The sequence below is a fragment of the Nocardia salmonicida NBRC 13393 genome, from assembly GCF_001613085.1.
In the GTDB taxonomy this organism is placed as follows: domain Bacteria; phylum Actinomycetota; class Actinomycetes; order Mycobacteriales; family Mycobacteriaceae; genus Nocardia; species Nocardia salmonicida.
Genome location: NZ_BDBR01000002.1, coordinates 522,934 through 545,946, shown reverse-complemented (window position 1 = coordinate 545,946; position 23,013 = coordinate 522,934). Strand labels below are relative to the sequence as shown.

The window sequence follows — 23,013 nt, the reverse complement described above, 5'->3', positions numbered from 1 at the left end:
TTTCGTCGGAAAACATTCCCCGACGGGTTGCGATGTCGAATATTCGACGCTATTGTTCGGTATTGTGACACCGACGATAAGCCGGGCCGAGCTCGCCGGTCAAGAGGCGGCCCCGGATTCGTCCGGTGATGCCGAGATTTCCGGCGCCGCGTCGCCGCCGACGCAGCGCGTGGTGAAGGTGCTCGAGCTGCTGTCACGGCGGGCAACCGAACGGCTGTCGCTGGCCCGCATCGTGCGAGAAGCGGGGCTCTCGCGGGCCACCGCGCACGCCGTGCTCACCCAGCTCACCGCCGACGGCTGGACGATGCGTGACGAGGACGGCTGCTACGGCATCGGCTTGCGGCTACTGACAGTGGCCAGGCGTGCCGAATTGGCGTTCCCGCTGCGCCGCACCGCGGTGGCGCACCTGCGAGCGCTGTCCGAGCAGGCCGGCGTGCCGGTGTTCCTCGCCGAACGCGATGGGGAGAGCATCGTGGTCACCGAGGTCGTCGGTCATCCGTCGGCGGGCTGGATTCGCCCGGGTCGGCGCCTTCCGCTGGCACCGCCTGTCTGCCGCGAATTCATCGCCTGGGCAACGGAACCCGTCAGGCAGGCATGGCTCGCGACAGCGAACTCGGCTCACCGCGACCGCCTAGCCCGTGTACTCGCCGAGATCCGGACCCGCGGCTACTCCGTCGAACGACTGGTCGACGACTCGACGCCGATGCTGGAAGTCCTGGCGGGTTTGCGCGATACGCCGATCACCGCCGCCCTGCGCGCTCAACTCGGTTCCGTCATCACCGAACTGATCACCATCGACTACCTGCCCGATGAACTCGGCCCCGAGAACGCGGTAGTGACCCTCGCCGCCCCCATCCGCGATCGCAACGGTGCGGTAGTGGCAGCGGTCGTCAGCTGCCCCGACACCCGCTTGTCGAGCCGGGCACTGAGTGAGCTCGGTGCGGCGACAGTGGCGGCCGCGGACCGGATTACCGCAGGCGTACCAGGGGACTGAATCGCGCGCTGCCGGTCAGAACCTGGACAAGGGTGATCACCTCTCGCGCCGAACGGGTTGTGTTCCTCCGGTTTCGAGTACTCGGCAGCGGCGGTTCGCCATTACGCTGAGGGGTGGATCTGCCCGAATGCGACCCGCTCGACGGTCGCGGAGGCGGAGGGCGAGGAAGGACGGGCCGTGGCAAACGACAGTGATCGGTGGTGGGAGGCGCCCGAAATCTCAGGCTCCACCCCTGACTCCTCGGCGCAACCGGCCTCGGACCCCACCATCCTGAGAGCTCCCGGCAACCAGGGTCAGCCAGGCGGTGCGCAGCCGGCACCCGGACAGCAGCCGGGAACGGGGGAGCAGTCGCCATGGCAGCAGTCAGGTAGCGGCCAGCATCCGTACGCGCCGCCAACAGTCGTCGGGCAGCACCCGTTCGGACAACCAGGGACCGGCGAACAGCCATACGGACAGCAACCCGGTACCGGACCGCAGCCACCGTGGCAGCAGTCCGGGGCGGGGCAACCGGGCAGTGGCCAGCATCCGTTCGCGCCGCCGACAGTGGTCGGGCAGCCAACATATGGGCCGCAACCCGGGGTGGGCCAGGATCCGTATGCCCCGCAACCCGGCAGTGGGCAGCCGTACCAGCCGGGAACAGGCCAACAGCCGTACGGGCAGCAGTACGGATCAGGCCAGCAGCCCTTCGCCCAGCCGGGATACGGGCAGCAGCCTTACGGCTATGCTCCTGCGCCACAGCAGTATTCGCCCCCACCGCGTCGCAATGGCGGCTCGGGCATGATCATCGCGGTGGTGGGTGTCGTCCTGCTGCTGGTGATCGGAGTCGGGGTCGCGGCCGCGTTTGCCGCCCGTTCCTCCGACGAGTCCTCGGCGTCGGCGGGTACGAGCACCACCACGAAGGCGGGACCACTGTCGGGCACGAGTACCGCACCCCTGGCCCCGGGCTCGAAAGGTGTGCTCATCCCGACCTATCGCGTCGCCTACGACGTGCCGTCGGCCTGGACCATCCACTCCGACTCCGACCCGATGTCGTTCACCAGCGCGACCGGCTCGGTGGACGGACGCGGTCAGGCCACCGAGGGCGCCAGCTACTGCCCCGGCTCGGTCTACCGTGCCATGGCCGCCGTTACCTCGAGCACGGAAAACGACCTCGCTGCCGCCGCCAAGAGCGTCGCGAAAATCTCCGCGGCAGGCGGATATTCGGATCCGACCGGCGGAAAGATCAGCACGCCTACGTCGCTGAAGACCCAGAGCGGCGTCAGCGGGCAATTCGTGGAGACCTCCGGCGCGTGGACCCCCCAGATCCCGGGTTGCACGGCGAACGCCTACTCCGTGTACACCTTCGGGTTCCGCAACGCAGCAAACACCACCCTCGTACTGACCATCCTCGTCGACCGGGGCGCCACCGGCGAACTCACCGCTGACCAGGCTCAGAAGATGATCGCCAGCCTGCGCCTGGTCTAGCGGCGTCGGCGCCACCGCGCTCGGTGTTCGTAGACTCGACTCATGACGGCAGCCGCATCGAATTCGTCCGATCTCCCGGCGAGTCTGGTGGAGATGACCGCCGACCACGTGCGTGCGGAGGTGCTCGGCGGCGCCTTGGCACCGGGGGAGCGGGTTGGTGAGGAGGCGCTGTGCGCGCGGCTGGGTATCAGCCGAGCGCCGGTGCGTGAGGCATTGCGCCGCTTGGCCGAGCAGGGTCTGGTCGAGCACCTGCCACGGCGCGGATACCGCGTGGTCGTGTGGTCGGCGCAGGATATCGTGCAGCTGTTCGAGGTGCGGCGGGCGCTGGAGCAGCACGCGCTGTCCGCCGCGCTCCCGTCTGCGGATCTGCCGCGACGGCTGAGCCGGGTCCGTGCCGCGTTGGCGGAACTGACCGCGGCGGACCGGCGTGCGGACTGGGTCGCCCGCGACGATGCCCACCGTCGCTTCCACGTCGAAATCGTCGCGCTGGCTGGCAATCGGCAGCTGGATCTGGTGTACGAGCAGGTGCTGGTGAAACTTCAGCTCGCGATGGCGCGCAATCTGCGCGAGGAAACCGAGGCGGGTGCTCGTCGCGAGGGCGTGCGCAGACATCAGGAACTGCTCACCGCGCTGCAGGCCAATGATCCGCTCCGGGCCGAGGCCGCGCTGCGCAGGCACGGCGAGCAAACATACCTGAAACTCGGTATCTGCTAACACGTCCGATACAGACAGATCCCACCGCCGTCATACTTTCTGTCGACAATCGACAACATGACAGGCTCTACGGTCACCGAAATTCTCACCCAGCATCAGGGTGGTAGCGGCTCCCCGACCAGAACCGCGGAACGGGTGGCCGACGCGATCGCCGCGCGCGGCGACGACGGCACCTGGATCACTCCGGTGTCGCGTGCCGAGTTGCTCGCTGCCGCAGCGGCTATCGAACGCAGGCCGGGCGCACTGACGCTGCCGCTGTACGGCGTGCCGTTCGGGGTGAAGGACAGTATCGACGTCGCCGGCTACCCGACAACCCTGGCCTGCCCCGACTACGCCTATGTGGCCACCCGCACTGCACCGGCGGTGCAACGCTTGCTCGACGCGGGCGCGTTGTTCGTCGGCAAGACCAATCTCGACCAGTTCGCCACCGGGCTCAACGGAACAAGGACCCCGTATCCGGTGCCGCGCAGCGTCTTCGGCGGCGATCTGATCTCCGGCGGTTCCAGTTCCGGATCCGCGCTCGCCGTCGCGCTCGGACAGGTGCCGTTCTGTGTGGCCACCGATACGGCGGGATCGGGCCGTGTGCCCGCCGCGCTCAACGGCATCGTCGGCTGGAAGCCTTCCCGTGGCCTGATCAGCACCGTGGGGCTTGTGCCCGCCTGTAAGTCGCTGGACTGCCTCACCCTGATGGCGACCACGGTCGAGGACCTGGATCTGGTCGCGGAGGTGATCATGGCGGTTGATCACGAGGATCCGTGGACCCGCGCCAGGGGCGGGCGATTCTCCGGCGGCCCGATCCGGCTCGGGTTACCGGCACCGCAGGAGCTCGAGTTCTTCGGCGACGACGCCATGCGCGCCGCGCACCTCGGCGCGCGAGACCGGCTGCCGGGCAAGGGATTCGATTGCGTCGACATGACCCTCGCGCCGTTCCTCGCGGCGGGCGCTCTGCTCTACCAGGGCCCGTGGGTCGCCGAACGCCTGGTCGAATTCGAGGAGTTCCTGACCGAACGGCCGGACTCGATTCTGCCCGTGATCCGGGAAATCCTCGACAGCGGAAAACAATTCAGCGCCGTGGACGTGTTCCGCGCGCAACAGCGACTGCAGACACTGCGCGCGCAGGTCAACCGCATGTGGGACGAGGTCGACGCGGTGATCGTGCCGACCATCGGCACCACGTTCACCGTCGACCAAGTGCTGGCCGACCCGATCGCGACCAATACCGTGCTCGGCCACTACACCCACTTCGGCAATCTCCTCGACCTGACCGCCATCGCGGTCCCCGCAGGCACCACGCGCGACGGAAGACCGGTCTCGCTCATGGTCTTCGGCCCGGCGCTCGCCGACGATGTCGTCCTCGCCGCCGCCGCGCGGCTGCTCGACGAGCCGCGCACCGCGGCTCTGCCCCATCACCTCGGCCCGGTATCCCTTCAGGAGCGACGATGACCGAAATCCCCGCCGACCCGACCCCCTTGTCCTTCGATCCCGCGACGACGGCGCTCGTCATCATCGACATGCAGCGAGACTTCCTGCTGCCCGGCGGGTTCGGCGAAAGCCTCGGCAACGATGTGGCCCTGTTGCGTACCGTGATCGAACCGCTCGCCGAGCTACTCGCGTCCGCGCGAGCGGCGGGCATCACCGTGATCCACACCAGAGAAGGGCACCTGCCCGATCTCTCCGATTGTCCACCGGCGAAACTGCGGCGCGGCAACCCGTCTCAGCGGATCGGCGATCCGGGACGGTTCGGGCGCATCCTGATCCGCGGCGAATACGGCCACGACATCATCGACGAACTGGCGCCGCTCGACGGCGAGACCGTCATCAACAAGCCGGGCAAGGGCGCGTTCTACGCGACCGACCTGGCCACTGTGCTGCAACAGAATTCGATCACCACGTTGCTCGTCGCCGGCGTCACCACCGAGGTCTGCGTGCACACCACCGTGCGCGAGGCCAACGACCGCGGCTACGAATGCCTCGTCGTCGCGGACTGTGTCGGCTCGTATTTCCCCGAATTCCAGCGCGTCGGGCTCGCGATGATCGCCGCCCAGGGCGCGATCTTCGGCTGGGTCGCCGACTCGGCGGATGTCATCGCCGCACTCACCACCACAGCCCCCGTCACGGCCTAGCGAACAGGATCCACCATGTCCGTCGACACCTCGAAAACGACCACCGCACCAGAACCCCCCGCGCCATTGGCACTTCCGTGGTGGACCAGGGGAGACACCAACGCCTTCTTCGGCCTGGCGTTCAACATCCTGGTCAACGTCCTCACCCTGACCACGCTCACCATCGCGGTGGTCAAGATCCCCAGCAGCGATGTGCTCGGCACGGTGCTCCCGGCTCTCGGTATCGCCCTCGTGCTCGGCAATCTGTACTACATGGCGCTGGCCAGGCGCCTGGCGCGGCGCGAAGGACGCTCCGATGTCACCGCCCTGCCCTACGGACCGAGCGTTCCGCACATGTTCATCGTCGTGTTCGTGGTGATGTTGCCGATCTACCTGGCGACGGGAGATCCGTTGCGGGCGTGGGCAGCCGGTCTCGCCTGGGCGTTCATGATCGGGATCATCGTGATGATCGGCGCCTTCGTCGGGCCGTACATCCGCAAGGTCACCCCGCGCGCCGCGATGCTCGGCACCCTGGCCGGAATATCGATCACCTTCATCGCCATGCGCCCCGCCGCGCAGATGTGGGAGGTGGCCTGGATCGGGCTCCCGGTGCTGGCCATCATCCTGATCGGCTTCTTCACCGATGTGAAGGTGCCGGGCAATATCCCGGTCGGACTGGTCGCGCTGCTGGTCGGCACGGCGATCGGTTGGATCGGCGGATACATGTCGGCACCCGACGTGGCCCAGGCCGCAGGCGATATCGCGCTCGGCTTGCCCGACCTGCGCCTCGATCTGCTCTTCGACGGCCTGAGCGACCTCGCCCCGCTGCTGGCCACCGCCATCCCACTCGGCATCTACAACTTCACCGAGGCCATGAGCAATGTGGAGAGCGCCGCCGCGGCGGGCGACAACTACAACCTGCGCAGTGTGCTGCTGGCCGACGGCTTCGGCGCTGTGATCGGCGCCGGCTTCGGCTCACCGTTCCCGCCCGCGGTCTACATCGGTCATCCGGGGTGGAAGGACGCGGGCGGGCGCACCGGCTATTCCCTTGCCAGTGGCCTGAGTATCGGAATCATGTGTCTGCTCGGGCTGTTCGGTGTCCTCGCGACGCTGCTGCCCATCCCGGCGATCGTGCCGATCCTGCTCTACATCGGCCTGCTGATCGGCGCGCAAGCCTTCCAGGCGGTGCCGCGCATCCACGCGGTCGCGGTCGTGGCCGCGCTGCTGCCCAATCTGGCGGAATGGGCGGTGACCCAGATCGACAACGCGCTGACCGCCGCCGGGACCTCGGCGGAGAAAATCGGTTCGGACGCGCTCGGCCAAGCGGGCGTGGTCTACGACGGGTTGAAGGTGCTCGGTTCCGGTGCGGTGCTGGCAGGTCTGGTGCTCGGCGCGATTGTCACGTTCATCCTCGACAAACGGTTCCGGGCGGGCGGAGTGGCGGCGCTCATCGGCGCGGGGCTGAGCTGGATCGGGCTGATCCACGCGCACGCGGTCGAATGGGCTGCCGCGCCCGGTGTGGCGCTGGGCTATCTGCTTTTCGCAGTGGTCTGTCTGGCCTACTCGCTGCTGCCGTCCCCGAGCACGGAGACCCCGGTCGCCGACGAGGTCGCCGTGTGAGGTGGTCTGCCTGACCCGGCCCAGATGAGCCGGGTCAGGTGTTCTTCGGCAGCGTCGCGAGGAAATCGCGAAAGTCGGTGGCGGGGTGGCCGGTCAGGTATGGGACCGCATCGCTGACGTGCTCGAGCTCGCCCTGAGCGATCGCGGTGTAGGTGCTGACCCAGCCGTCGACTTCCCACTGTGGCGCGTCGTATTTCGCGCGGGAGGCGTAGGCCTCGTCGACGGTTTGGTCGACGTAGCGGAACGGACGACCGAGGATCTCGGTCATATCGGCGGCAGCGGTGGTCAGGCTGAAAGCGAGCGGACCGGTGAGGTCGAAGGTCTTGCCGAGGTGGGCGGTCGAATCGAGCACTGCCGCAGCGCAATCGGCGACATCGGCGCGAGTGACCGCGGCGACCTTACCGTCGGCCGCCGGGCCCTCGATCACTCCGTCGGCATCGGCGAAGTGCGGGATGATGTCCTGGTATTGGTTGTCGCGCAGGAAGGTGAACGCGAGCCCGGAGGCGCGGATGGCCTGTTCGGTGTACCAGTGGTCGCGACCGAAGGTGAACGTGGCGTCGGGCGCCGCGCCGACGAAGGACAGATACACGATCCGTTGCACACCCGCGTCTTTCGCGGCGTTCACCACCGCGCTCTGCTGGGCGGCCCGGTCGGCGCTCTCGGTGGCGGAGACGAAGAAGAAGGTCTGCACGCCGTCGAGCGCAACGCCCACGCTGGCCGGATCGCCGAAGTCGATGGTCGCTGTGGTGGCACCGTCGATGGGCGCGATGTGGTCGACGTTGCGTCCGAGCAGTCGCAGTCGCGCGCCCGACGCGGCGAGCAGATTGGCCACCCGGCCGCCGACATGTCCACTGGCTCCTGAAATCGCAATGGTCTCCGGCATCGGTCCAGGCTATGGGGCGGGCGCGACAGGTGGTGCCGACACGCCCAGCAAGCAGGTCGGCGCGCGCGTCGAAGCGCGGATCCGCCGATGAGGTGGTGGAATCGGCGCGTGCGCGTATCGAGTGGAATTGCAGCCTGTGTCGCGGTCGTGGCATTGGCCTTGCCCGTAGGCCCGGCCTCCGGCGCGGTACAGGACACGGCCTGCGGGTCGACCCTGTCGCAGGCCGACATCGCCGAGCTCGCGCGGCTGTCGGACACGTCGGCGATCTCCGGTGCGGGCAGCCTGGCCGGCCTCGAGGACGCGGTGGCCCGCCACCATCGGATCACCGAGATCCTCGTCGAGCATCGAGACTTGCGCGGGCTGTTCGCGATCGGGCTCGACGGCGTCGAATACGCCGCGGTGATGCCGATGCAACGCGATCCGGCGGCCTTCGTGAACCGCGAGTACGCGCACGCGATCAGCTTCGAACTGCTGCGCCGGTTCCTCGACAATCTGCACGCCGAGTTCACCGGTGGCATCGCGGAACCCCACTGGGCGCACTACTTCGCGCTGGCCCGCGACTGCGGGGCATCGCGTGCTCGCACGGCCATGGCCGGATACAACGCGCACCTGACTGTCGACCTGACCTATTCGGCGGCAGCGGTCGCCACCAAGCCCGAGAACGCGCCGGACTACTTCAAGATCGTGGCGGGAATCGCCTCGGTCGGCGACGTGATCATCGACCGCACGAAGGCGGCCTACGGGGCCGACCTCGGACCACTGTGGCGGTTCTACTTCGTCGGCGAAGGACTCGACCAGCTGTTCGGCGCGGGCGTAGCCACCGAACAGCTGCTCATCGCCGCCGACCTCGGCGCGAACACGGTGATCTTCACCAACGGCCTCGCCCTACAAGACCCCGCTCTCGCCCCCGCGGTCCGTACCGAGATCACGGCGTTGTGGCAGGCAGCCGATCTGGCGTTCGAAGCACTGGCCCGAATCAACGCACTCTGAACACTTCGGCGGTGCCTTCAGGAGCGGTCGAACCGGATATCTGCCGCGAGCGGGTCATGACAGATGTCGTCGAGCTCGAGAAGCTGATGGATCCAGGTCGGCGCGGAGACCGGATTCCGGATCAGTGCGCGCACCGTGATGGCGGCGACCACGGCCGTAGCCTGTGATTGTCCACGGCCGCACGCGATCTGATGGATCCGTCCGCGGACTGCGCGAGCGCTACCCAGCGATCACTGCTGCCGGGCATATGGGCAGGCGCCAGCGATTGCAGGGCAGGCGTCCACGTGAGGGCAGCCAGGCCGAGCGTGGCGAGTCGGGAGTCGAGGCGGAGGTAGGTGCGCACCGGGACACCGAACTCGCGGGTGAGACGGTGCTGATCGGCGAAGTCCGCGCGGAGAGCGGGAAACGGTCGGTAGCCGGCGTGCGCGGGCGCCGCAAAGCGTTGCCGCCCGGTGAAATTGCGGATGCTCGTGCCGTCGGCGTCGGGAAAGCGCTGACCGAGGAGCCGATAGGTTCAGGCAGTCGCGGCGGGGCCGTGGGATTCGCCGGAGCCGAGGCCGATCATGATGTCGACGGGGCCGCTGCGGGCTGTGAGTGCGTCGACGGCGAGCAGGGTGGTGAGTCCGGGAGCCAACCCGACATCCTCGGTGCCCGCGCAGTTCACGACGATGGTCGCATCTGCCGAAGCCGCGTCGACACCGGCGCTGTCGCGCAGGTCGACCACCCGGTCCGCCCTGGCGGGATCGCGCCCCGCCGCCTGCACGGAGATCCCTTCGGCGCGGAGCAATCGCACCAGATGCGCGCCGACCGTTCCGTAGCCGCCCAAAACCAGCACCGTCATCGAAAGCTCCTCCCCGTCGTCGGCACCGATGCTACGTGTCCGGGAACAGGAAAGGCCCCGGCCTTGCGGTAGTAACCGCAAGGCCGGGGCCTGATTTCGTCGAATCAGCCCGCGGTCTTCTCCGAGCTGCGGACCTCGATGATCGGCAGGATCAGGGCGGCGGGCGCGCTCGCGGGCACGACCGGCTGGTTCGGGCGAACCGGGGCGATCTTGCTGTAGCCGGCGCTCTGCTCGGGGCGGGTGTCGACCTCGCCGTTGTTGGGCCAGTAGGCGGCCGCGCGCTCGGCTTGGGCGGTAATGGTGAGCGAGGGGTTGACGCCGAGGTTGGCCGACACGGCGGCACCGTCGACAACGCTGAGCGTCGGGTAGCCGTACACGCGGTGGTAGGCGTCGATCACGCCGTGCTCGCGGTCGGCGCCGATCGCCGCGCCGCCGAGGAAGTGCGCGGTCATCGGCACATTGAACACATCACCCCAGGTGCCACCGGCGACGCCGCCGATCTTCTCCGCGACCCGTCGGGTGACATCGTTGCCCGCCGGGATCCACGTCGGGTTCGGCTGTCCGTGGCCCTGTTTGGAGGTCAGCTTGCGGCCACCGAACAGCCCGCGCTTGGTGTAAGTGGTGATCGAGTTGTCCAGGTGCTGCATGACGAGAGAGATGATCGTGCGCTCGCTCCAGTTCTTCGTGCTCATGAAGCGGAAGAAGGTCAGCGGATTGGACAGCACCAGCCCCAGGAACCGCAGCCATCGCGGCACCCGCCCGCCGCCGTCGACCATGAGCGTTTGCAGCATGCCCATCGAGTTTGAGCCCTTGCCGTAGCGGACCGGCTCGACGTGGGTATCGGGGGTGGGGTGGATCGAGGAGGTGATCGCGACGCCCTTGGTGAAGTCCTGGTCCGGCCCCAGCGTCTTGGTCGCCGCACCGACGATCGACTCGGAGTTCGTGCGGGTCAGCAGGCCGAGCTTGTCCGACAGATTCGGCAGCGCACCCTCATCACGCATCGCGTGCAGCAGCTTCTGCGTACCGAGCGTGCCCGCCGCGAGCACGACATGCTTGGCGGTCAACGTCTTGGGCGCCTTGCGCACCCACGCGCCGGTGCGCTCGGTGGCCACGTCCCAGGTGCCGTCGGGCAGCGGTCGTAGCGACGACACTGTGGTCATCGGAATGACCTGCGCGCCGGCCTTCTCCGCGAGGTAGAGGTAGTTCTTCACCAGGGTGTTCTTGGCGCCGAACTTGCAGCCGACCATGCAGTCGCCACATTCCACACAGCCGGTGCGCTCGGGACCGACACCACCGAAGTAGGGGTCGGCCTCGGTCTCACCGGGCGTACCGAAGAACACGCCGACGGGAGTCTGCACGAACGTGTCGCCCACACCCAGGTCCTCGGCGACGGACTTGAAGATCTCGTCGGCGGGAGTCATGTGGGGATTCGTCACGACACCGAGCATCTTCTTCGCTTGCTCGTAATAGGGAGTCAGCTCGGTGCGCCAGTCGGTGATCTCCCGCCACTGCGGGTCCTGGAAGAACGGCTCCGGCGGCACGTAGAGGGTGTTGGCGTAATTCAGCGAGCCACCACCCACGCCGGCGCCGCCCAGGATCAGAACGTCGCGCAGCGGGTGGATGCGCTGGATGCCGTAGCAGCCGAGCTTGGGTGCCCACACGAATTTACGCAGGTCCCAGCTGGTTTTCGGCAGTTCGTCATCGGCGAAGCGGCGGCCCGCCTCGATCACGCCGACCTTGTAGCCCTTCTCCACCAGGCGCAGCGCGGTGACACTGCCACCGAAGCCGGAGCCGACGATCAGAACGTCGAAATCGGTGGTGCGCTCGGGCATGGGGGAGCTCCTCGATCGGTGTCGACAGTGACGCGGGTAACGCTAATGGCGACAGCCAGAGCTGTCAACGTAGGCTCCGCTTCGACCTATGCTGTTCGGGTGGCCCGATATACCCGAGCGGAACTCGCCGACGTCAGCGGCGTGGCGTCGCGCACCATCCGCTATTACCACTCGCTCGGCGTGCTCCCCAAGCCCGGCCGCGCGGGTAAGGAAGTCGTCTACTCCGACGAGCATGTGGACCGCTTGCGCGACATCGTCGCCATGCAGGCGCGCGGCCTGCGCCTGGACGCGATCCGCGAGGTGTTCGACGCTGAGCCGCAGGCCGGTGATTGGCGCGTGCTGTTCGATCCGCGCGCGAGCCAGGCTGCCGAACGCTCGTGCCACATCGACGACGCCGAGCTCGCGGCGATGCTGGGCGACCGTGGTACCGATGTGCTCGCGGAGCTCATCTCGGCGGGATATCTCGAGCGCCGTGACGAGCGCTGGTTCCTCGGGGACCGGTCGATGTTCAAGGCCGCGCTGGTCCTCTACGACGTCGGCATCGACATCACGCTCAGCGGGGTGCTGCGCACGATGATCCAGTCGCGGATCGCCGTGCTCGCCGACGAAGTGGTGCACACGATCCGTGACGCCGCGGGCACGAGCTACGGCGGCGAGAGTGTCGGTGTGGACCTGAGCCGCTTCCGCGACCGATTGCTCGCGATGGCATGGGAGGTCGGCGGTGCCACGCTCGCCGCCGAGATCGAACGCGCCGCGGCCGCCGCCGACGACGCGGCCGGGCGCCGTGCCCCGGCTCGCGCCACCAGTGGGCGATGATCGGAAGATGAGTTCCGACCAGCCGGGCCCGCGCGCCCTGGCCCGTGCGCAGACGATCGCCGACATCAAACGCATCGGCCGCGAGCACCTCGCTACCCAGGGCGCCGCGGCACTGTCGTTGCGTGCGGTCGCGCGTGATCTGGGTGTGGTGTCCTCGGCGGTGTATCGGTACGTGCGCAGCCGCGACGAACTGCTGACCATGCTGGTGGTCGACGGCTACAACGCATTGGGCGACGCCGTCGACGCGGCACTGATCGACGCACCCGGCGACCCGGCGACCCGTTTCCGGGTCACCGCGCGGGCGGTGCGGGAATGGGCGCTGGCCGAACCCGCCTGGTACGGCCTGCTCTTCGGCACGCCCGTACCCGGCTACGACGCACCCGCCGCTGACACCGAGGCGCCAGGGGTGCGGGTGATCGCGATCCTGCTCGGCATCGTCGACAGCGCTTACCGTCAGGGGCAGCTCGACGTCCCCGCTACCGGACCGGCGATCAGCGCGCGAACGGCCGCCGATTTCGCGACGATTCGTGAGCAGTTCGGCCTGCTCGCCCCCGACTCGGTGATCGCGTCAGCCCTCACCGCATGGACCACGCTGTTCGGTGCCGTGAACTTCGACGTGTTCGACATGTACGGCCGCGACACCTTCGCCGATCGCGCGGAGATCTTCGACCTGAATATCGATCGGTTACTGCATCTGCTCGGCTTCGTCGTGCCGCGCTCGGATGATGTGGACCGGTCGGTACGGTAGCGATTCGAAGGGTTCCCGCGGTATGTGGGGAGAGGGAATGTGTGAACGGCGACGACGGCGTCGCCAACGAAGGAGAGTGCCCGAGTGAATTCCCGCGAGGAGATCTTGCGCCGAGTCCGTGACGGGCTGCTCGACCTACCCGAGGACGAGCGCCGGGTCCCCATGCGTCGATCCTCCGGCAGGCACGCGTTGGTGGATCCGGCCGAACGGGCCGAGGTGCTCGAGCGGTTCGTCGAAAGGTTGCGCGAGCACGGCTCGCTGGTGCGCACCGTCGACATCGCGGGCCTGCCCGCCGCGGTCGCCGACGTGCTCTACGGCATGAGCGTGCAGACGGTACTCGCCGCGGTCGAGCCGGGCCCGGCGTGGCTGGACCACTGGGCCAGCGCACCGGGACATCGGGTCGTGCACAGCGGCTCGGATTCGGATGAGTCCGGTGAGGCGGTGGTTCGCGACGCGGTGGCCGGTGACGCGTCTACCGGCTCGCTGGCACTCGATGCCGACGGTGGACCAGCCGTCTCTGAGGAGATGCCTCAAGTCTGCGTCGTACGTGCCGACCGGGTGTTCCTCTCCCTGCCCGAAGCGCTGGACCACCTCGACCAACGTCGCCCGTTGATCTGGCTCGGCGGCCCCGGCGATACCGAGTTGGCCCGCCAGATGGTGGTGCTACTGGTCGAATAGCTCGTGGGGAAACGTTATCGAGCCAGGGTTGTGTGGGACTGGAGGTCTCAGTTATTCTCGGGGTAACGGTGTGACGGCGCTAACAGGGCCGTGCGCGCCGCACGCGAACCGAGGAGGCACCGATGACGCTGACCGAATCGAGCCGTGGTGGACCCATTACCGAGGAGTACCGAGAGGCGCTGGCAACCCTGTCACAGGGGTCTGTCGACCGCCATTTCGATCCCTACCTCGATATCGACTGGGATTCGCCCGAGCTCGCCCTTGACCCGAACGACGTGCGGTGGGTTCTCTCGCCCGAGATCGACCCGCTCGGCGCGACACAGTGGTACCGCGATCAACCCCTGGACCGGCGCATTGCGATCGGCAAATGGCGCACCGCCAATTCGATCAAGGTCGGCGCCGCCTTCGAGAGCATCCTGATCCGCGGAATGATGCAATACATCATGAAGCTGCCGAACGGGTCGCCCGAGTTCCGGTACTGCTTGCACGAGATGACCGAAGAGTGCAACCACATCCAGATGTTCCAGGAGCTGGTCAACCGCATCGACGTCGACGTGCCCGGCATGCGGCCGATGTTTCGCGCGTTGTCGCCGCTGATCGGTGTGGCGGGCGGCTACGCCCACACGATCCTGTTCATCGGGATCCTCGGCGGCGAGGAACCGATCGATCACTATCAGAAGGCCGTGATCCGCGCGGGTGCGACGATGCCGCCGATGGTGTTGCGCACCATGGAGATCCATATCGCCGAGGAAGCGCGTCACATCTCCTTCGCCGGTGACTTCCTCACCGCGCATATCGGGCGGATGGGCAAGTTCAATCGTGGCGTCTGCTCGGTGGCCTTCCCGATCGCGATGCGCTGGCTGGCCAGCGAGATCATGGCGCCGCCGCGTTCGTTCGAGCGCGAGTTCGATATTCCGCGCGAGGTCATCGAGCAGGCGTTCTGGAAGTCGGAGCATTCCCAGCAGATCCTGTCGGGCTACTTCGGCGATATGCGCAAACTGGCCAATGACCTCGGTCTGATGAACCCGACCGCCAAGTGGCTGTGGCGCAAGTTCGGCATCGACGGGCCCGTGTCGCGCTACCGTAGCGAGCCCGAACGCAGCGCTCGGCGCGTCGCCTGAGCTGACGTCGCCGGCGATCAGCCGCCGGCGACCAGCTGGGTGATGATCTCGGTGAGTTGCTTGTCGGGATCGAGGTTCAGGCCGTGGCGGCGGGCGACGCCGTCCACGACGTGCCAGGCGTAGGAGGCGACTTCCTCGATCAGCTGGTCCCTGGTGAGCGCCGGACCGGGGTCGTTGGCCCAGCGGGTGACGGTGGCCTCGGTCATCGAGACGATGGCGAAGGTCATCGTGTCGGCCGAGGCCTCGTCGGTCACGCCCACGACACCGGCCAAGCCCGTGACGAGCGCCCTGGTCGAACCCGCGAGGGTGTCGATCAGCGCGCTCATCGCGTCGATATCGGGATCGGTCTCCGATGGACCTGTCCGCAGGAACTCGTGTAGCCGGGGATGGTCCTGGATCCAATCGACGACGCCGCCGATCGTGCGAACCAGGATTTCGTGGATCGATCCCTCGGCGATGTCGAGGGCGTCTTCGATATCGGCGACGAACCGGTCGGCGATCTCGCTCCTGATCCGGCGATCGAGCTCGTCGCGGCCGGCGAATTGCCGGTAGACCACCGATTTCGCGAGCCCCGCGTGCTCGGCGATCTGGATGATCGGCACCTCGACGCCGGCGGGCGCCTGTTCGATCAGCTCGACCGCGGCCAGCACGATTCGCTCCCGGCGGCTGTCGTTGTGCGGCTGCCATCGGGCTTGCCTGCCGCTCACGGCGCCGGCTGGGTGTGACGCTGTGCTCGACACCCGCCCGAGTGTAGAGCAAGCATCGGCGGTTCAAACCTCTACCGGGGGACCGACACCGGATCGGTGCAACTGGCGAGACCGTCGACGAGCGAGCACACGGCGACGGGGCGCGTCGGCCGGTAATCGGGGGCGACGCCGCCCGCCGCGGTGATCGCACGGTAGGCGGCGACCGCGTCGGTGGGCGTGCGAGTCAGAGTCGGGTCGGTGAGGACGTCGACCGTGTAGAGGCCGAAACGTGGAGTGTAGGAGCCCCATTCGTAGTTGTCGGTGAGGCTCCAGTAGTTGTAGCCCATCAGCGGGATGCCGTCGGCGACGGCGCGCTGGAGCCAGTAGACGGTGTCGCGCAGTGAGTCCGCCCGCGTGTAGCCGTCGGCGCGGGGGAGTCCGTTCTCGGTGGGGATGCCGTTCTCGACGATGTAGAGCGGGCGACCGGGGAACTTCCGCGCGAAGTGGTCGAGCGCGTAGTAGATGCCTTCGGGTTGCAGCGGCATCGTCCAGAGGCGGTCCGGATCGGGAATCTGTAGCTGGGTGGGGGAGAAGCCGTAGTAGTAGTCGATGCCGATGTAGTCCAGGCGCGCCGAGATCCGGTCGAGCAGCGGTCCGCTGACCGCGTCGTCGACAGTGGGGACGTAGGCGACATTGCTGGTCACCTGGGCGCCGGGGTGTACGGCGTGGATATAGTCGTAGATGCTGTTGTGCGCCTGGGCGATTCGTTCACCCATGGTGAGAATGTCGGCCGCGCCGATGCCGCCGTGGCGCAGATCGTTGACTATGTAGAACGTAGGCTCGTTGAACGTCACCCACAGCGGATCCGCGTCGGCGAACCGGTCGACGACCACGCGCGCGTTGGACAGCCAGTTGGCGACGATCTCCGGATCGCGCCAGCCGCCGCGGTCGGCCGCCCAGCCCGGGTACACCCAGTGATCGAGCGTCAACATCGGCCGCATCCCCGCCTCGGTGATCGCGCTGACGACGTCGTCGTAGAACGCGAGTGCCGCCTCGTCCCAAACGCCGGGTCGCGGTTGGACCCGGGCCCACTCGATGCCGATGCGGTACACGCGCACACCGAGTTTCGCGGCGAGCGCGATATCGGAGCGGTAGCGATTCCGGAAGTCGACCGAGTTCAGATAAGGATCGTCGGTGGTCCCGGATTCGACATACCGGCGCCAATTGCTGTCCGGCGCATCACCTTCGACCTGGAATCCGGAAGCTGCCACCCCCCAGAGAAATTCGGGCCCGAGTGGTGCCAGCTGGGCCGGCGCTGGTGGTCGCGCCAGGGCAGGGGAGGTGCTGGTCGTGAGCAGGGCCGCGGCGGTGAGAGCAACTGCGGCGAGGATTCGGCGACCAGTGGGGGAGGGCATGGCACTCCTGGGGTCTGAGGGAGGGGAGGGGAGTTCAGTGTGCGACATCGAGGTAGTCGTGCGGGGGAAGTGGGGCGGAGCGGCGGGCATGGAGCCTGTCACTTTCAGAAAGTACATGGAGTTACGTAGATATGCGCATCTCAATATGTTTCTCCCTCTTGGTATTGATCGGACCGGTTCAGTTCACAACATGTTCGAACCGAACAACCACTCACCAGCAAAGACAGGGGAGGGGTTGCGTCACGTCGTTAAATCGACGGCAACTGCGCGACCGGTGTCGAACCAGTACGCATGCAGGTTCCGGATCTTCGCCCGCGCCGAACTCCACCGGCACCACGGTGTCGCACAGCAGGGCACGTGCGGCGATCGGTCGTCCAGCACGTCGAGTGAGTTGCCTCTCAGCGCAGCATCGTGAGTGGGCGTACTCGGTTCGCTCGAGCCAGGATTCGTGGATGGTTTTCAATCCCTTGCCAGGCTTTGCGCGCGTGTTCGCGACACAGCCCTGGGTGATGCGTGGCGCCGGCGTAGTCCTGCCGACCGAGCGGTTGTTGCGCAGGCTCAGTGGCGGTCGGTGGGGTGTACTCGACCTGGCAGGGCTCCCATCGATCGAGATCACGGTGGTCGGGCGTAAATCGGGACAGCCGCGAACCACCTCGCTGCTCTGCGTGCCCGATGGTGACGGCTTCTATTTGGTCGGGTCGAACTGGGGCAAACCGGAGCATCCGGCCTGGTCGGCGAACCTGCGCGCGGCCCGCACGGCATCGGCTCGATTCGGTGGCAGTTCCGCGTTCCCGGTGACCGTCGCCGAGATCACCGGTGTCGATCGCAAGCGCGTGTGGGACCAGGCCGTCGAGTTCTGGCCGGGCTACGAGATGGAATTCCAGCTCTCGGGTGGTCGTGAGTTCCGCATCTTCCGACTCGACCGGATCGCCTGACCCCAAGACCTCGGGGATGATCTGCTCGGCGATCACTAGCTGATACCTTGGGCGGCCAGGAGGAGCCTTGGCGCGGATCACCAGTCTGGATGTCGCTCGAGAAGCCGGAGTCTCACAGACGACGGTGAGTTTCGTGCTGAACGGCAAGAACGAATTCGGGATTTCGGAGACCACGCGGCGACTGGTCCTCGATACCGCACAGCGGCTCGGCTATGCGCCGTCGGCGGTCGCTCGGGCATTGCGCAGCGGCCGCAGCCAGGTAGTGGTGTTCCTCTTGGCGGATGCTCCGGTGTCGGAGCCGTTCGCGCGGTTCAAACGCGAGGTGACGACCGCTTTGCAGGCGCAGGGGTTCACGTGCGTGTTCCTCGAGTTGACCGGGCTGGCAGGTGGGGTGAGTGCTGTGTGTCAACATCTGGACCCGGCCATCGTCGTTTCCGCGACAGTTCTTCCCGAGGCCGACAAGCAGGCGTTGGTGAAGTCGGGGGTGCCGGTCATCGATGGCGTTCTGGGGTCCGAGGATGCCTCGGTCGCCGGACTCGATCAGCGCGAGATCGGGCGAATGCAGGTGCGGCACTTGGCCGATCGTGGGCATCAGGTGATCGGGTTCGCCGCGGTCGAAACGCCACAGGATCAGCCGTTCTGTCTGCCTCGGCTGGAAGGCGCTCGCGAACAGTGCCGGCTGCTCGGGCTCCCGGAGCCGGTGGTGGCGAGCATGGATTACTCGCTGGACGGGGCCGCTGACGCGTTGACGCGTTGGGTCGAGAGCGAGCCGCCGGTGACGGCAGTGGCGGCGTTCAACGATGTTGTGGCCGTGGCTGTCCTGGGTGCGTGCCGGTTGCGTGGCCTCGATGTTCCTGGAGATCTGGCGATCATCGGGGTCGACAGTGAGACGATCGGCGCTCTGACAGTGCCCACGTTGACCACTATCGGCATCGATCTGACGGTTCCCGCCGGGAGTCTCGCCGGCGCCATCGTCGATCTGGCACAAGGCGGCGCGGCCCAGGTGCGCGCGGTCGCGACGGATGCGCTGGCGTTGGTTCACCGCGGGTCGTCCTAACCCTCGCTGTAGTGCCACGACGATCCAGCCGTGGATATTTCGTGCTCGATTCTCCCTTCGAAGGTTCTTACTCACTGTTAGCCTCAATGGACCTAATACGTATTAGTCGGCCTGCCGTTGCAGTCCGGCAATGGCTATTGGTCGCACCCTGATCGCGGAATCGGTAGACACCATCGCCTGATTCTGCGTTGACCAACCGATTCGACCCAGAGGTGATCCGAACGATGCGCAACGTTGCACACCGTGTATTACTCCTTGCCGCGGCGGGACTGCTGTTGTCCCCGGCGGCGCTGACGTCCGCCGCGCCGGGGGACCCTTCTCACCGACCTGGCGCCGAATTCGTCGCAATCGGCGACTCCTATATCGACAGCGGCTCCTTCGGGGGCTCGCTCATCGGACCGTGCATTCAGGCCACCGACAGCGTCGCGCGACTCATCGCCGCGAAGATGCCACAGACCACCTTCGGCGACTGGGGCTGCGGAGGCGCTGTCTCCGCCGACATCACGCAGGTATCACCGATGGGCCCACAGGTGGACGGGTTGTCCGCCGCCACCGAGTTCGTCGCGGTCTCCATCGGCGGCAACGACGAGAACCTGTTCGTCTCGGTGATCAGCAACTGCTTCCTCGCCGCCACCTGCACGCAGGCCTTACGAGACCAGGCTGCGGACGCGCTCACGAGACTTCCGGCGCGACTGGACGCCGCGTACGCCGCGATCGGACAACACGCCCCCAACGCCGAGGTTGCCGTGCTCGGCTATCTGAATATCCTGCCCGAGGACCCCACCGGCTGCTTCATCGATCCGATCGCCGGCCCGACGGCCATCGCCTTCAACATCCGCGCGCAGAAAGCACTCAACGACACAGTCGCGGCGGCCGCTGACCGAGCGGGTTTCACCTTTGTCGATCCCGACTCCGAGGGAGATCATTCGATCTGCGCCCCTGTGGGGCAACGCTATGTGTCGTTGGTCGGACTCGAACCCGGAGAGGGAGGCACGTTCTTCCATCCGACTCGACTGGGCCGGGAGTATATGGCCGCGAAAGCGTATGAGGCGTTGACCGTCAATTGATACGAGAACTGCGGAGCCGGACCGCTTGCCGGCAGTCACTCGGGTTCATAGGCCGAGTTTGGTGACGGCGTTGTCTTCGAGTGGGTTCGCGGTGCGGATGTAGCCGTGGACGGTGCGGGGGTTGGACCAGCGGCCCTGGCGCATGATCTCGCGGTCGCTGGCTCCGCCGAGGGCGGCTTGGGTGGCGAAGCCGGCGCGTAGGGAGTGCCCGGAGAACAGGTCGGGGTCCAGGCCCGCGCGGGCCGCGTAGCGCTTGACGAGTTCGGCGACGGCCCGGCCGGACAGGGCGGTGTCGCTGATCGAGCCGTGTCGGTTGATCGTGGGGAACAGCGGGCGGTCTTCGTCGGTGCTGAGGCGGGTTCCGGTGAAGCCGTGGCAGCGGTGGATCGTGGTGTCGGCCGCGAGGTTGTTCGTCGTCCAGGTGCGCGCCCCCGCGTCGCCGGTGTCGGCGTGGACTTCCAGAAGCCGGACCCAGTCGGCGAACGCGCAGATCGGGCAGGTGCGTGGATGTTTGCCGCGAGGCAGGGCGATGCGCTGTTCGGCGACGCCGGTCGGGTCGGTCTTCGTTGTCGGCAGGTGAACGACGAGCAGTGGTTCGCCGGTGGTGTGGTCGGTGCGCACGTGCACGTCGCTGATGCGTAGGCCCGCGAGTTCGCTGCGCCGCAGAGCGCCGGCGAAACCGACCAGCAGTGCCAGCGCGTCGCGGCGGCGCGCGGGTTCGGTGGGCCAGTCGCGCGCGGGGAGCTCGGCGAGAAGTTGGTCGAGGGTGTGCAGCAGGACCGGCCGTTTGCGGGTCGGTGGGGTGCGGCGGGTGCGACGGATACCGCGCAGGGTGAGCCGGACGACGTCGGAACGGGTCGGTGAGGGGAGTCCGTTGGCGGCGTGGACTGCGGCGATGGCGGCGGACTTGCGATCGAGGGTGGCCGGGCTGAAGGCCCATGTGCCGTTTTCTCGCCGGGCGTCGGCGGAGGCCGCCAGGTAGACGGCCACATCGAGCGGGTCTGCGGGGAGCGCTTGGCGCTGTTCGATCGCGCACCAGCCCGCCCAGGCGATCCAGTCTGTTCGATAGGCGCGCAGGGTGTTCGCCGATTGGGACGCTTCGAGGTAGCGGCGCAGTGCGCCTGCTTGATTGTCGTCGAAGCGTTCACGGACCAGGCGTAGGGCCGCGGTGTCGACCAGGACGCTGCGCACTCCGCGGCGTAGTTCGGTGCGGACCTGTTCGGGAAGCACGACCGATGCGTCGCTCAAACCTCGCCACTCCTCGCGTGAATCGCTGTGTCGCCGATGACTCCTGGCGTTGCAGCCTAGTCGTGCGCGGGTGCGATGACGTGGGGACGCGTGGTCATGGGTGTGAGGTCACGGCATCTCTTCGAGTTCGGCGAGCTGGGTGTGGATGTAGGCGGCGAGGCGGTGTCGGGCCGCGCCGGTCAGGAAACTGGTGTCGCCGAGGCGCGGGAAGTGCTCGTCGACCTCCTCGGTCGGTGCGCCGGTGGTGGCGGGCGCTTCGCTGACGAGCTCGAGTCGTACCGGATGCTGTTGGGGCAGAGGAACACTCGGTTCGTACGGCTCTGAGGTTACTGCTCCGGTACGTACCATGAATGAACCCTAACGTTTTGGTTACGGCCGTTGCCAACATCGCGGGCCAAGTAGTGATTACTGCCACGTTTTGTTCGATATAGTTCATGACTGCCGGTCCAGGTGCTTTCGGGCCGCCATCATGGGGCGATGCGGGCGGTCATCGGCGACACAGAGATTCAGTTTGTCGACTATCCTTTCGCGGGCGCATCGGTGTATCCCGATGGCGTGCTAACGGTTTCGGAGATCGCCGATGCCGATCCGCGCGCGTTTCCGCCGGAACTTCGCACTGTCTCGGGGGAGACGCTGTTCGTGCTCGCGGCCGATGCGCCGGCCCTCGCCGAGTTCTGTCGGCGCACCGAGATTGCCGTGCGTCGGCGTGGCGATATCTGGGCGGATCTGCTGGAGCCGTTCCTCGATACCTCGTTCGAGGACGACGATCAGCGCGCTACCGAGGCACGACTGCATCGGTCGGGGATCGCGCCGCAGGAGGTCACCGACATCCGGGAGCGCGTCGAGCGGGCGATGATGTCGTACAACTTCGACAGCATGTTGTGGGAATGGGTGCATCTGGGCCTGTACGATCTGTTGTCCGCCGCTAACGGCGTCCTGGTTCGGCCCGCAGCGCGAGCGACGCTCGGAGATCCCGAACAGCTGTACCGCTGGGCGATGCGGATTGCCGCGCGCACCGGTCCCGATCACGAAGCGCGCGCTACCGGACCAGGCTGAGCCGTCGCGGCGACATATCCGGCGACCGGGCTCAATCGCAGGACGGCAGGCATCCGGCGGGTGATCGCGGGTGGACCGGTGAACCTGATCCGTCCGGTGTGCTGCGCATGGGTGAGCGGCATGCGCCCCAACCACACCTCGTACAGGCCCGCGACGTCGGCATTGATGGTGACGTCGACTGGATAGCCGGGGTCTGTTTCGCACACCGAGGCGACGGCGGCTTCGACCACGATCCAGAACCGACGGATGTCGTCGGTGAACCGGACATGCAGCACCTGTCGTCGTCCGGGCAGCATGGAGGTGTCGAGCCTGGTGTGCATCCACCAAACCAGCAGCGCCGCGTCGAGCTCTTCTTCCTGCGGTTCGCCGAAGGTCCAGCGCGCACCCCATTCGCCGAGGCCGAACAGGATCGGCTCGAGTTGGCTGCCCGCTTCGGTGAGCAAGTGTTCGGTGCCGAGCTTCTCGATCAGTCCGGCGCGTTCGAACTGGCGCAGGCGTTTGGCGAGCAGGCTGCGTGAGAGGCCGGGTAGGCCGCGAGCGAGGTCGTTGAAGCGGGTGGTGCCGACGAACAGGTCGCGCAGGATGAGCAACGACCACCGTTCGCCGAGCACGTCGAGCGCGCGCGAGATCGGGCAGTACTGGCCGTAGCCTACGGTCGTGGTTGTCATGGTCACCTCACCGACGGGGTCCACTTTCAGGACCGGGAGAGTCCACTTTCTGGACTATCTGGTTATCGCGGCGCTTCC

24 protein-coding genes are annotated in these 23,013 nt (G+C 67.2%); 15 read left to right on the top strand and 9 right to left on the bottom strand.

The window, feature by feature from the left end; genetic code table 11:
- The first annotated feature begins 64 nt into the window (after window positions 1-64).
- The 6 genes from NS1_RS03155 (at window position 65) to NS1_RS03130 (ending at window position 6,894) form a co-directional block, all read left to right on the top strand.
- Window positions 65-994 (top strand): IclR family transcriptional regulator, encoded by a 930-nt coding sequence (locus tag NS1_RS03155; protein ID WP_255284392.1) that lies wholly within the window; start codon window positions 65-67, stop codon window positions 992-994.
- Between the two features lie 177 nt (window positions 995-1,171).
- Window positions 1,172-2,458, top strand: a complete 1,287-nt coding sequence (locus tag NS1_RS39815) for a DUF8017 domain-containing protein (protein ID WP_157125072.1) — start codon at window positions 1,172-1,174, stop codon at window positions 2,456-2,458.
- Window positions 2,459-2,500: 42 nt separating this feature from the next.
- Window positions 2,501-3,172 (top strand): GntR family transcriptional regulator, encoded by a 672-nt coding sequence (locus NS1_RS03145; protein WP_062981328.1) that lies wholly within the window; start codon window positions 2,501-2,503, stop codon window positions 3,170-3,172.
- Window positions 3,173-3,229: 57 nt separating this feature from the next.
- On the top strand, window positions 3,230-4,615 hold the full coding sequence (locus NS1_RS03140) for an allophanate hydrolase (protein ID WP_062981324.1): 1,386 nt from the start codon (window positions 3,230-3,232) through the stop codon (window positions 4,613-4,615).
- Entirely contained in the window at window positions 4,612-5,295 is a 684-nt protein-coding gene (locus NS1_RS03135) for a cysteine hydrolase family protein (RefSeq protein WP_062981322.1), read from the top strand. Before NS1_RS03140 ends, NS1_RS03135 begins: the two co-directional genes overlap by 4 nt.
- Window positions 5,296-5,310: 15 nt before the next feature.
- The gene (locus NS1_RS03130) at window positions 5,311-6,894 is read left to right on the top strand and encodes a SulP family inorganic anion transporter (protein WP_062981320.1); all 1,584 of its coding nucleotides are present in this window, start codon (window positions 5,311-5,313) and stop codon (window positions 6,892-6,894) included.
- A 34-nt stretch (window positions 6,895-6,928) separates the two neighbouring features.
- Here NS1_RS03130 and NS1_RS03125 read toward each other — a convergent pair whose 3' ends face one another.
- Complete coding sequence (locus tag NS1_RS03125) at window positions 6,929-7,777, bottom strand: SDR family oxidoreductase (protein ID WP_062981318.1); 849 nt, start codon at window positions 7,775-7,777, stop codon at window positions 6,929-6,931.
- 108 nt (window positions 7,778-7,885) lie between these two features.
- On the opposite strand from NS1_RS03125, the gene NS1_RS03120 reads away from it, so the two are divergent.
- Window positions 7,886-8,767: a DUF5995 family protein gene (locus NS1_RS03120; RefSeq protein ID WP_062981534.1), complete on the top strand. Its 882-nt coding sequence runs from the start codon at window positions 7,886-7,888 to the stop codon at window positions 8,765-8,767.
- Between the two features lie 17 nt (window positions 8,768-8,784).
- On the opposite strand, the gene NS1_RS41470 is transcribed toward NS1_RS03120, so the two are convergent.
- The 3 genes from NS1_RS41470 to NS1_RS03110 form a co-directional block, all read right to left on the bottom strand.
- Entirely contained in the window at window positions 8,785-8,919 is a 135-nt protein-coding gene (locus NS1_RS41470; RefSeq protein ID WP_255284391.1) for a hypothetical protein, read from the bottom strand.
- A 362-nt stretch (window positions 8,920-9,281) separates the two neighbouring features.
- A complete protein-coding gene (locus NS1_RS41465) occupies window positions 9,282-9,608 on the bottom strand; it encodes an NAD-dependent epimerase/dehydratase family protein (protein ID WP_062981315.1) in 327 nt (108 codons plus the stop codon).
- A 104-nt stretch (window positions 9,609-9,712) separates the two neighbouring features.
- A complete protein-coding gene (locus NS1_RS03110; RefSeq protein WP_062981314.1) occupies window positions 9,713-11,440 on the bottom strand; it encodes a GMC oxidoreductase in 1,728 nt (575 codons plus the stop codon).
- A gap of 99 nt (window positions 11,441-11,539) precedes the next feature.
- Here NS1_RS03110 and NS1_RS03105 point away from each other — a divergent pair, with 99 nt between their 5' ends.
- The 4 genes from NS1_RS03105 to NS1_RS03090 all read left to right on the top strand — a co-directional run bounded on the left by NS1_RS03105 (window position 11,540) and on the right by NS1_RS03090 (window position 14,803).
- On the top strand, window positions 11,540-12,256 hold the full coding sequence (locus tag NS1_RS03105; RefSeq protein ID WP_062981307.1) for a MerR family transcriptional regulator: 717 nt from the start codon (window positions 11,540-11,542) through the stop codon (window positions 12,254-12,256).
- Between the two features lie 7 nt (window positions 12,257-12,263).
- Window positions 12,264-13,004 carry a TetR/AcrR family transcriptional regulator gene (locus NS1_RS03100; RefSeq protein WP_062981305.1) on the top strand — a complete coding sequence of 247 codons (741 nt, stop codon included), beginning with the start codon at window positions 12,264-12,266 and terminating at the stop codon, window positions 13,002-13,004.
- An 84-nt stretch (window positions 13,005-13,088) separates the two neighbouring features.
- Complete coding sequence (locus NS1_RS03095; RefSeq protein ID WP_062981303.1) at window positions 13,089-13,682, top strand: hypothetical protein; 594 nt, start codon at window positions 13,089-13,091, stop codon at window positions 13,680-13,682.
- Window positions 13,683-13,804: 122 nt separating this feature from the next.
- The gene (locus NS1_RS03090; RefSeq protein WP_062981301.1) at window positions 13,805-14,803 is read left to right on the top strand and encodes an AurF N-oxygenase family protein; all 999 of its coding nucleotides are present in this window, start codon (window positions 13,805-13,807) and stop codon (window positions 14,801-14,803) included.
- 17 nt (window positions 14,804-14,820) lie between these two features.
- On the opposite strand, the gene NS1_RS03085 is transcribed toward NS1_RS03090, so the two are convergent.
- Window positions 14,821-15,543, bottom strand: a complete 723-nt coding sequence (locus tag NS1_RS03085) for a TetR/AcrR family transcriptional regulator (RefSeq protein ID WP_062981299.1) — start codon at window positions 15,541-15,543, stop codon at window positions 14,821-14,823.
- A 38-nt stretch (window positions 15,544-15,581) separates the two neighbouring features.
- Complete coding sequence (locus NS1_RS03080; RefSeq protein WP_062981297.1) at window positions 15,582-16,904, bottom strand: family 1 glycosylhydrolase; 1,323 nt, start codon at window positions 16,902-16,904, stop codon at window positions 15,582-15,584.
- A gap of 452 nt (window positions 16,905-17,356) precedes the next feature.
- On the opposite strand from NS1_RS03080, the gene NS1_RS03075 reads away from it, so the two are divergent.
- The 3 genes from NS1_RS03075 (at window position 17,357) to NS1_RS03065 (ending at window position 19,963) form a co-directional block, all read left to right on the top strand.
- Window positions 17,357-17,839 carry a nitroreductase family deazaflavin-dependent oxidoreductase gene (locus NS1_RS03075; protein ID WP_062981295.1) on the top strand — a complete coding sequence of 161 codons (483 nt, stop codon included), beginning with the start codon at window positions 17,357-17,359 and terminating at the stop codon, window positions 17,837-17,839.
- Window positions 17,840-17,906: 67 nt separating this feature from the next.
- Window positions 17,907-18,896: a LacI family DNA-binding transcriptional regulator gene (locus tag NS1_RS03070; RefSeq protein ID WP_062981293.1), complete on the top strand. Its 990-nt coding sequence runs from the start codon at window positions 17,907-17,909 to the stop codon at window positions 18,894-18,896.
- A gap of 224 nt (window positions 18,897-19,120) precedes the next feature.
- The gene (locus NS1_RS03065) at window positions 19,121-19,963 is read left to right on the top strand and encodes an SGNH/GDSL hydrolase family protein (RefSeq protein ID WP_063816061.1); all 843 of its coding nucleotides are present in this window, start codon (window positions 19,121-19,123) and stop codon (window positions 19,961-19,963) included.
- A 45-nt stretch (window positions 19,964-20,008) separates the two neighbouring features.
- On the opposite strand, the gene NS1_RS03060 is transcribed toward NS1_RS03065, so the two are convergent.
- Entirely contained in the window at window positions 20,009-21,211 is a 1,203-nt protein-coding gene (locus NS1_RS03060; protein ID WP_062981289.1) for a site-specific integrase, read from the bottom strand.
- A gap of 108 nt (window positions 21,212-21,319) precedes the next feature.
- Complete coding sequence (locus tag NS1_RS03055; protein ID WP_056819678.1) at window positions 21,320-21,559, bottom strand: hypothetical protein; 240 nt, start codon at window positions 21,557-21,559, stop codon at window positions 21,320-21,322.
- A 129-nt stretch (window positions 21,560-21,688) separates the two neighbouring features.
- Between NS1_RS03055 and NS1_RS03050 the strand changes: the two genes are divergently transcribed.
- Window positions 21,689-22,267, top strand: coding sequence for a hypothetical protein (locus NS1_RS03050; protein ID WP_062981287.1), 579 nt, complete (start codon window positions 21,689-21,691; stop codon window positions 22,265-22,267).
- Here the strand turns inward: NS1_RS03050 and NS1_RS03045 are convergent.
- Window positions 22,237-22,935, bottom strand: coding sequence for a winged helix-turn-helix transcriptional regulator (locus NS1_RS03045; protein ID WP_062981532.1), 699 nt, complete (start codon window positions 22,933-22,935; stop codon window positions 22,237-22,239). The two genes, NS1_RS03050 and NS1_RS03045, sit on opposite strands and share 31 nt — an antisense overlap.
- Window positions 22,936-23,013 lie beyond the last annotated feature (78 nt).

What these genes read in the sequence shown, in the direction of transcription:
- NS1_RS03125 (WP_062981318.1), bottom strand. Translation starts at nt 7,777, where the DNA reads ATGCCGGAGACCATTGCGATTTCAGGAGCCAGTGGACATGTCGGCGGC.
- NS1_RS03090 (WP_062981301.1), top strand. Translation starts at nt 13,805, where the DNA reads ATGACGCTGACCGAATCGAGCCGTGGTGGACCCATTACCGAGGAGTAC.
- NS1_RS03050 (WP_062981287.1), top strand. Translation starts at nt 21,689, where the DNA reads ATGCGGGCGGTCATCGGCGACACAGAGATTCAGTTTGTCGACTATCCT.
- NS1_RS03065 (WP_063816061.1), top strand. Translation starts at nt 19,121, where the DNA reads ATGCGCAACGTTGCACACCGTGTATTACTCCTTGCCGCGGCGGGACTG.
- NS1_RS03135 (WP_062981322.1), top strand. Translation starts at nt 4,612, where the DNA reads ATGACCGAAATCCCCGCCGACCCGACCCCCTTGTCCTTCGATCCCGCG.
- NS1_RS03055 (WP_056819678.1), bottom strand. Translation starts at nt 21,559, where the DNA reads ATGGTACGTACCGGAGCAGTAACCTCAGAGCCGTACGAACCGAGTGTT.
- NS1_RS03075 (WP_062981295.1), top strand. Translation starts at nt 17,357, where the DNA reads ATGGTTTTCAATCCCTTGCCAGGCTTTGCGCGCGTGTTCGCGACACAG.
- NS1_RS03130 (WP_062981320.1), top strand. Translation starts at nt 5,311, where the DNA reads ATGTCCGTCGACACCTCGAAAACGACCACCGCACCAGAACCCCCCGCG.
- NS1_RS03145 (WP_062981328.1), top strand. Translation starts at nt 2,501, where the DNA reads ATGACGGCAGCCGCATCGAATTCGTCCGATCTCCCGGCGAGTCTGGTG.
- NS1_RS03140 (WP_062981324.1), top strand. Translation starts at nt 3,230, where the DNA reads ATGACAGGCTCTACGGTCACCGAAATTCTCACCCAGCATCAGGGTGGT.
- NS1_RS41465 (WP_062981315.1), bottom strand. Translation starts at nt 9,608, where the DNA reads ATGACGGTGCTGGTTTTGGGCGGCTACGGAACGGTCGGCGCGCATCTG.
- NS1_RS03045 (WP_062981532.1), bottom strand. Translation starts at nt 22,935, where the DNA reads ATGACAACCACGACCGTAGGCTACGGCCAGTACTGCCCGATCTCGCGC.
- NS1_RS03100 (WP_062981305.1), top strand. Translation starts at nt 12,264, where the DNA reads ATGAGTTCCGACCAGCCGGGCCCGCGCGCCCTGGCCCGTGCGCAGACG.
- NS1_RS03080 (WP_062981297.1), bottom strand. Translation starts at nt 16,904, where the DNA reads ATGCCCTCCCCCACTGGTCGCCGAATCCTCGCCGCAGTTGCTCTCACC.
- NS1_RS03110 (WP_062981314.1), bottom strand. Translation starts at nt 11,440, where the DNA reads ATGCCCGAGCGCACCACCGATTTCGACGTTCTGATCGTCGGCTCCGGC.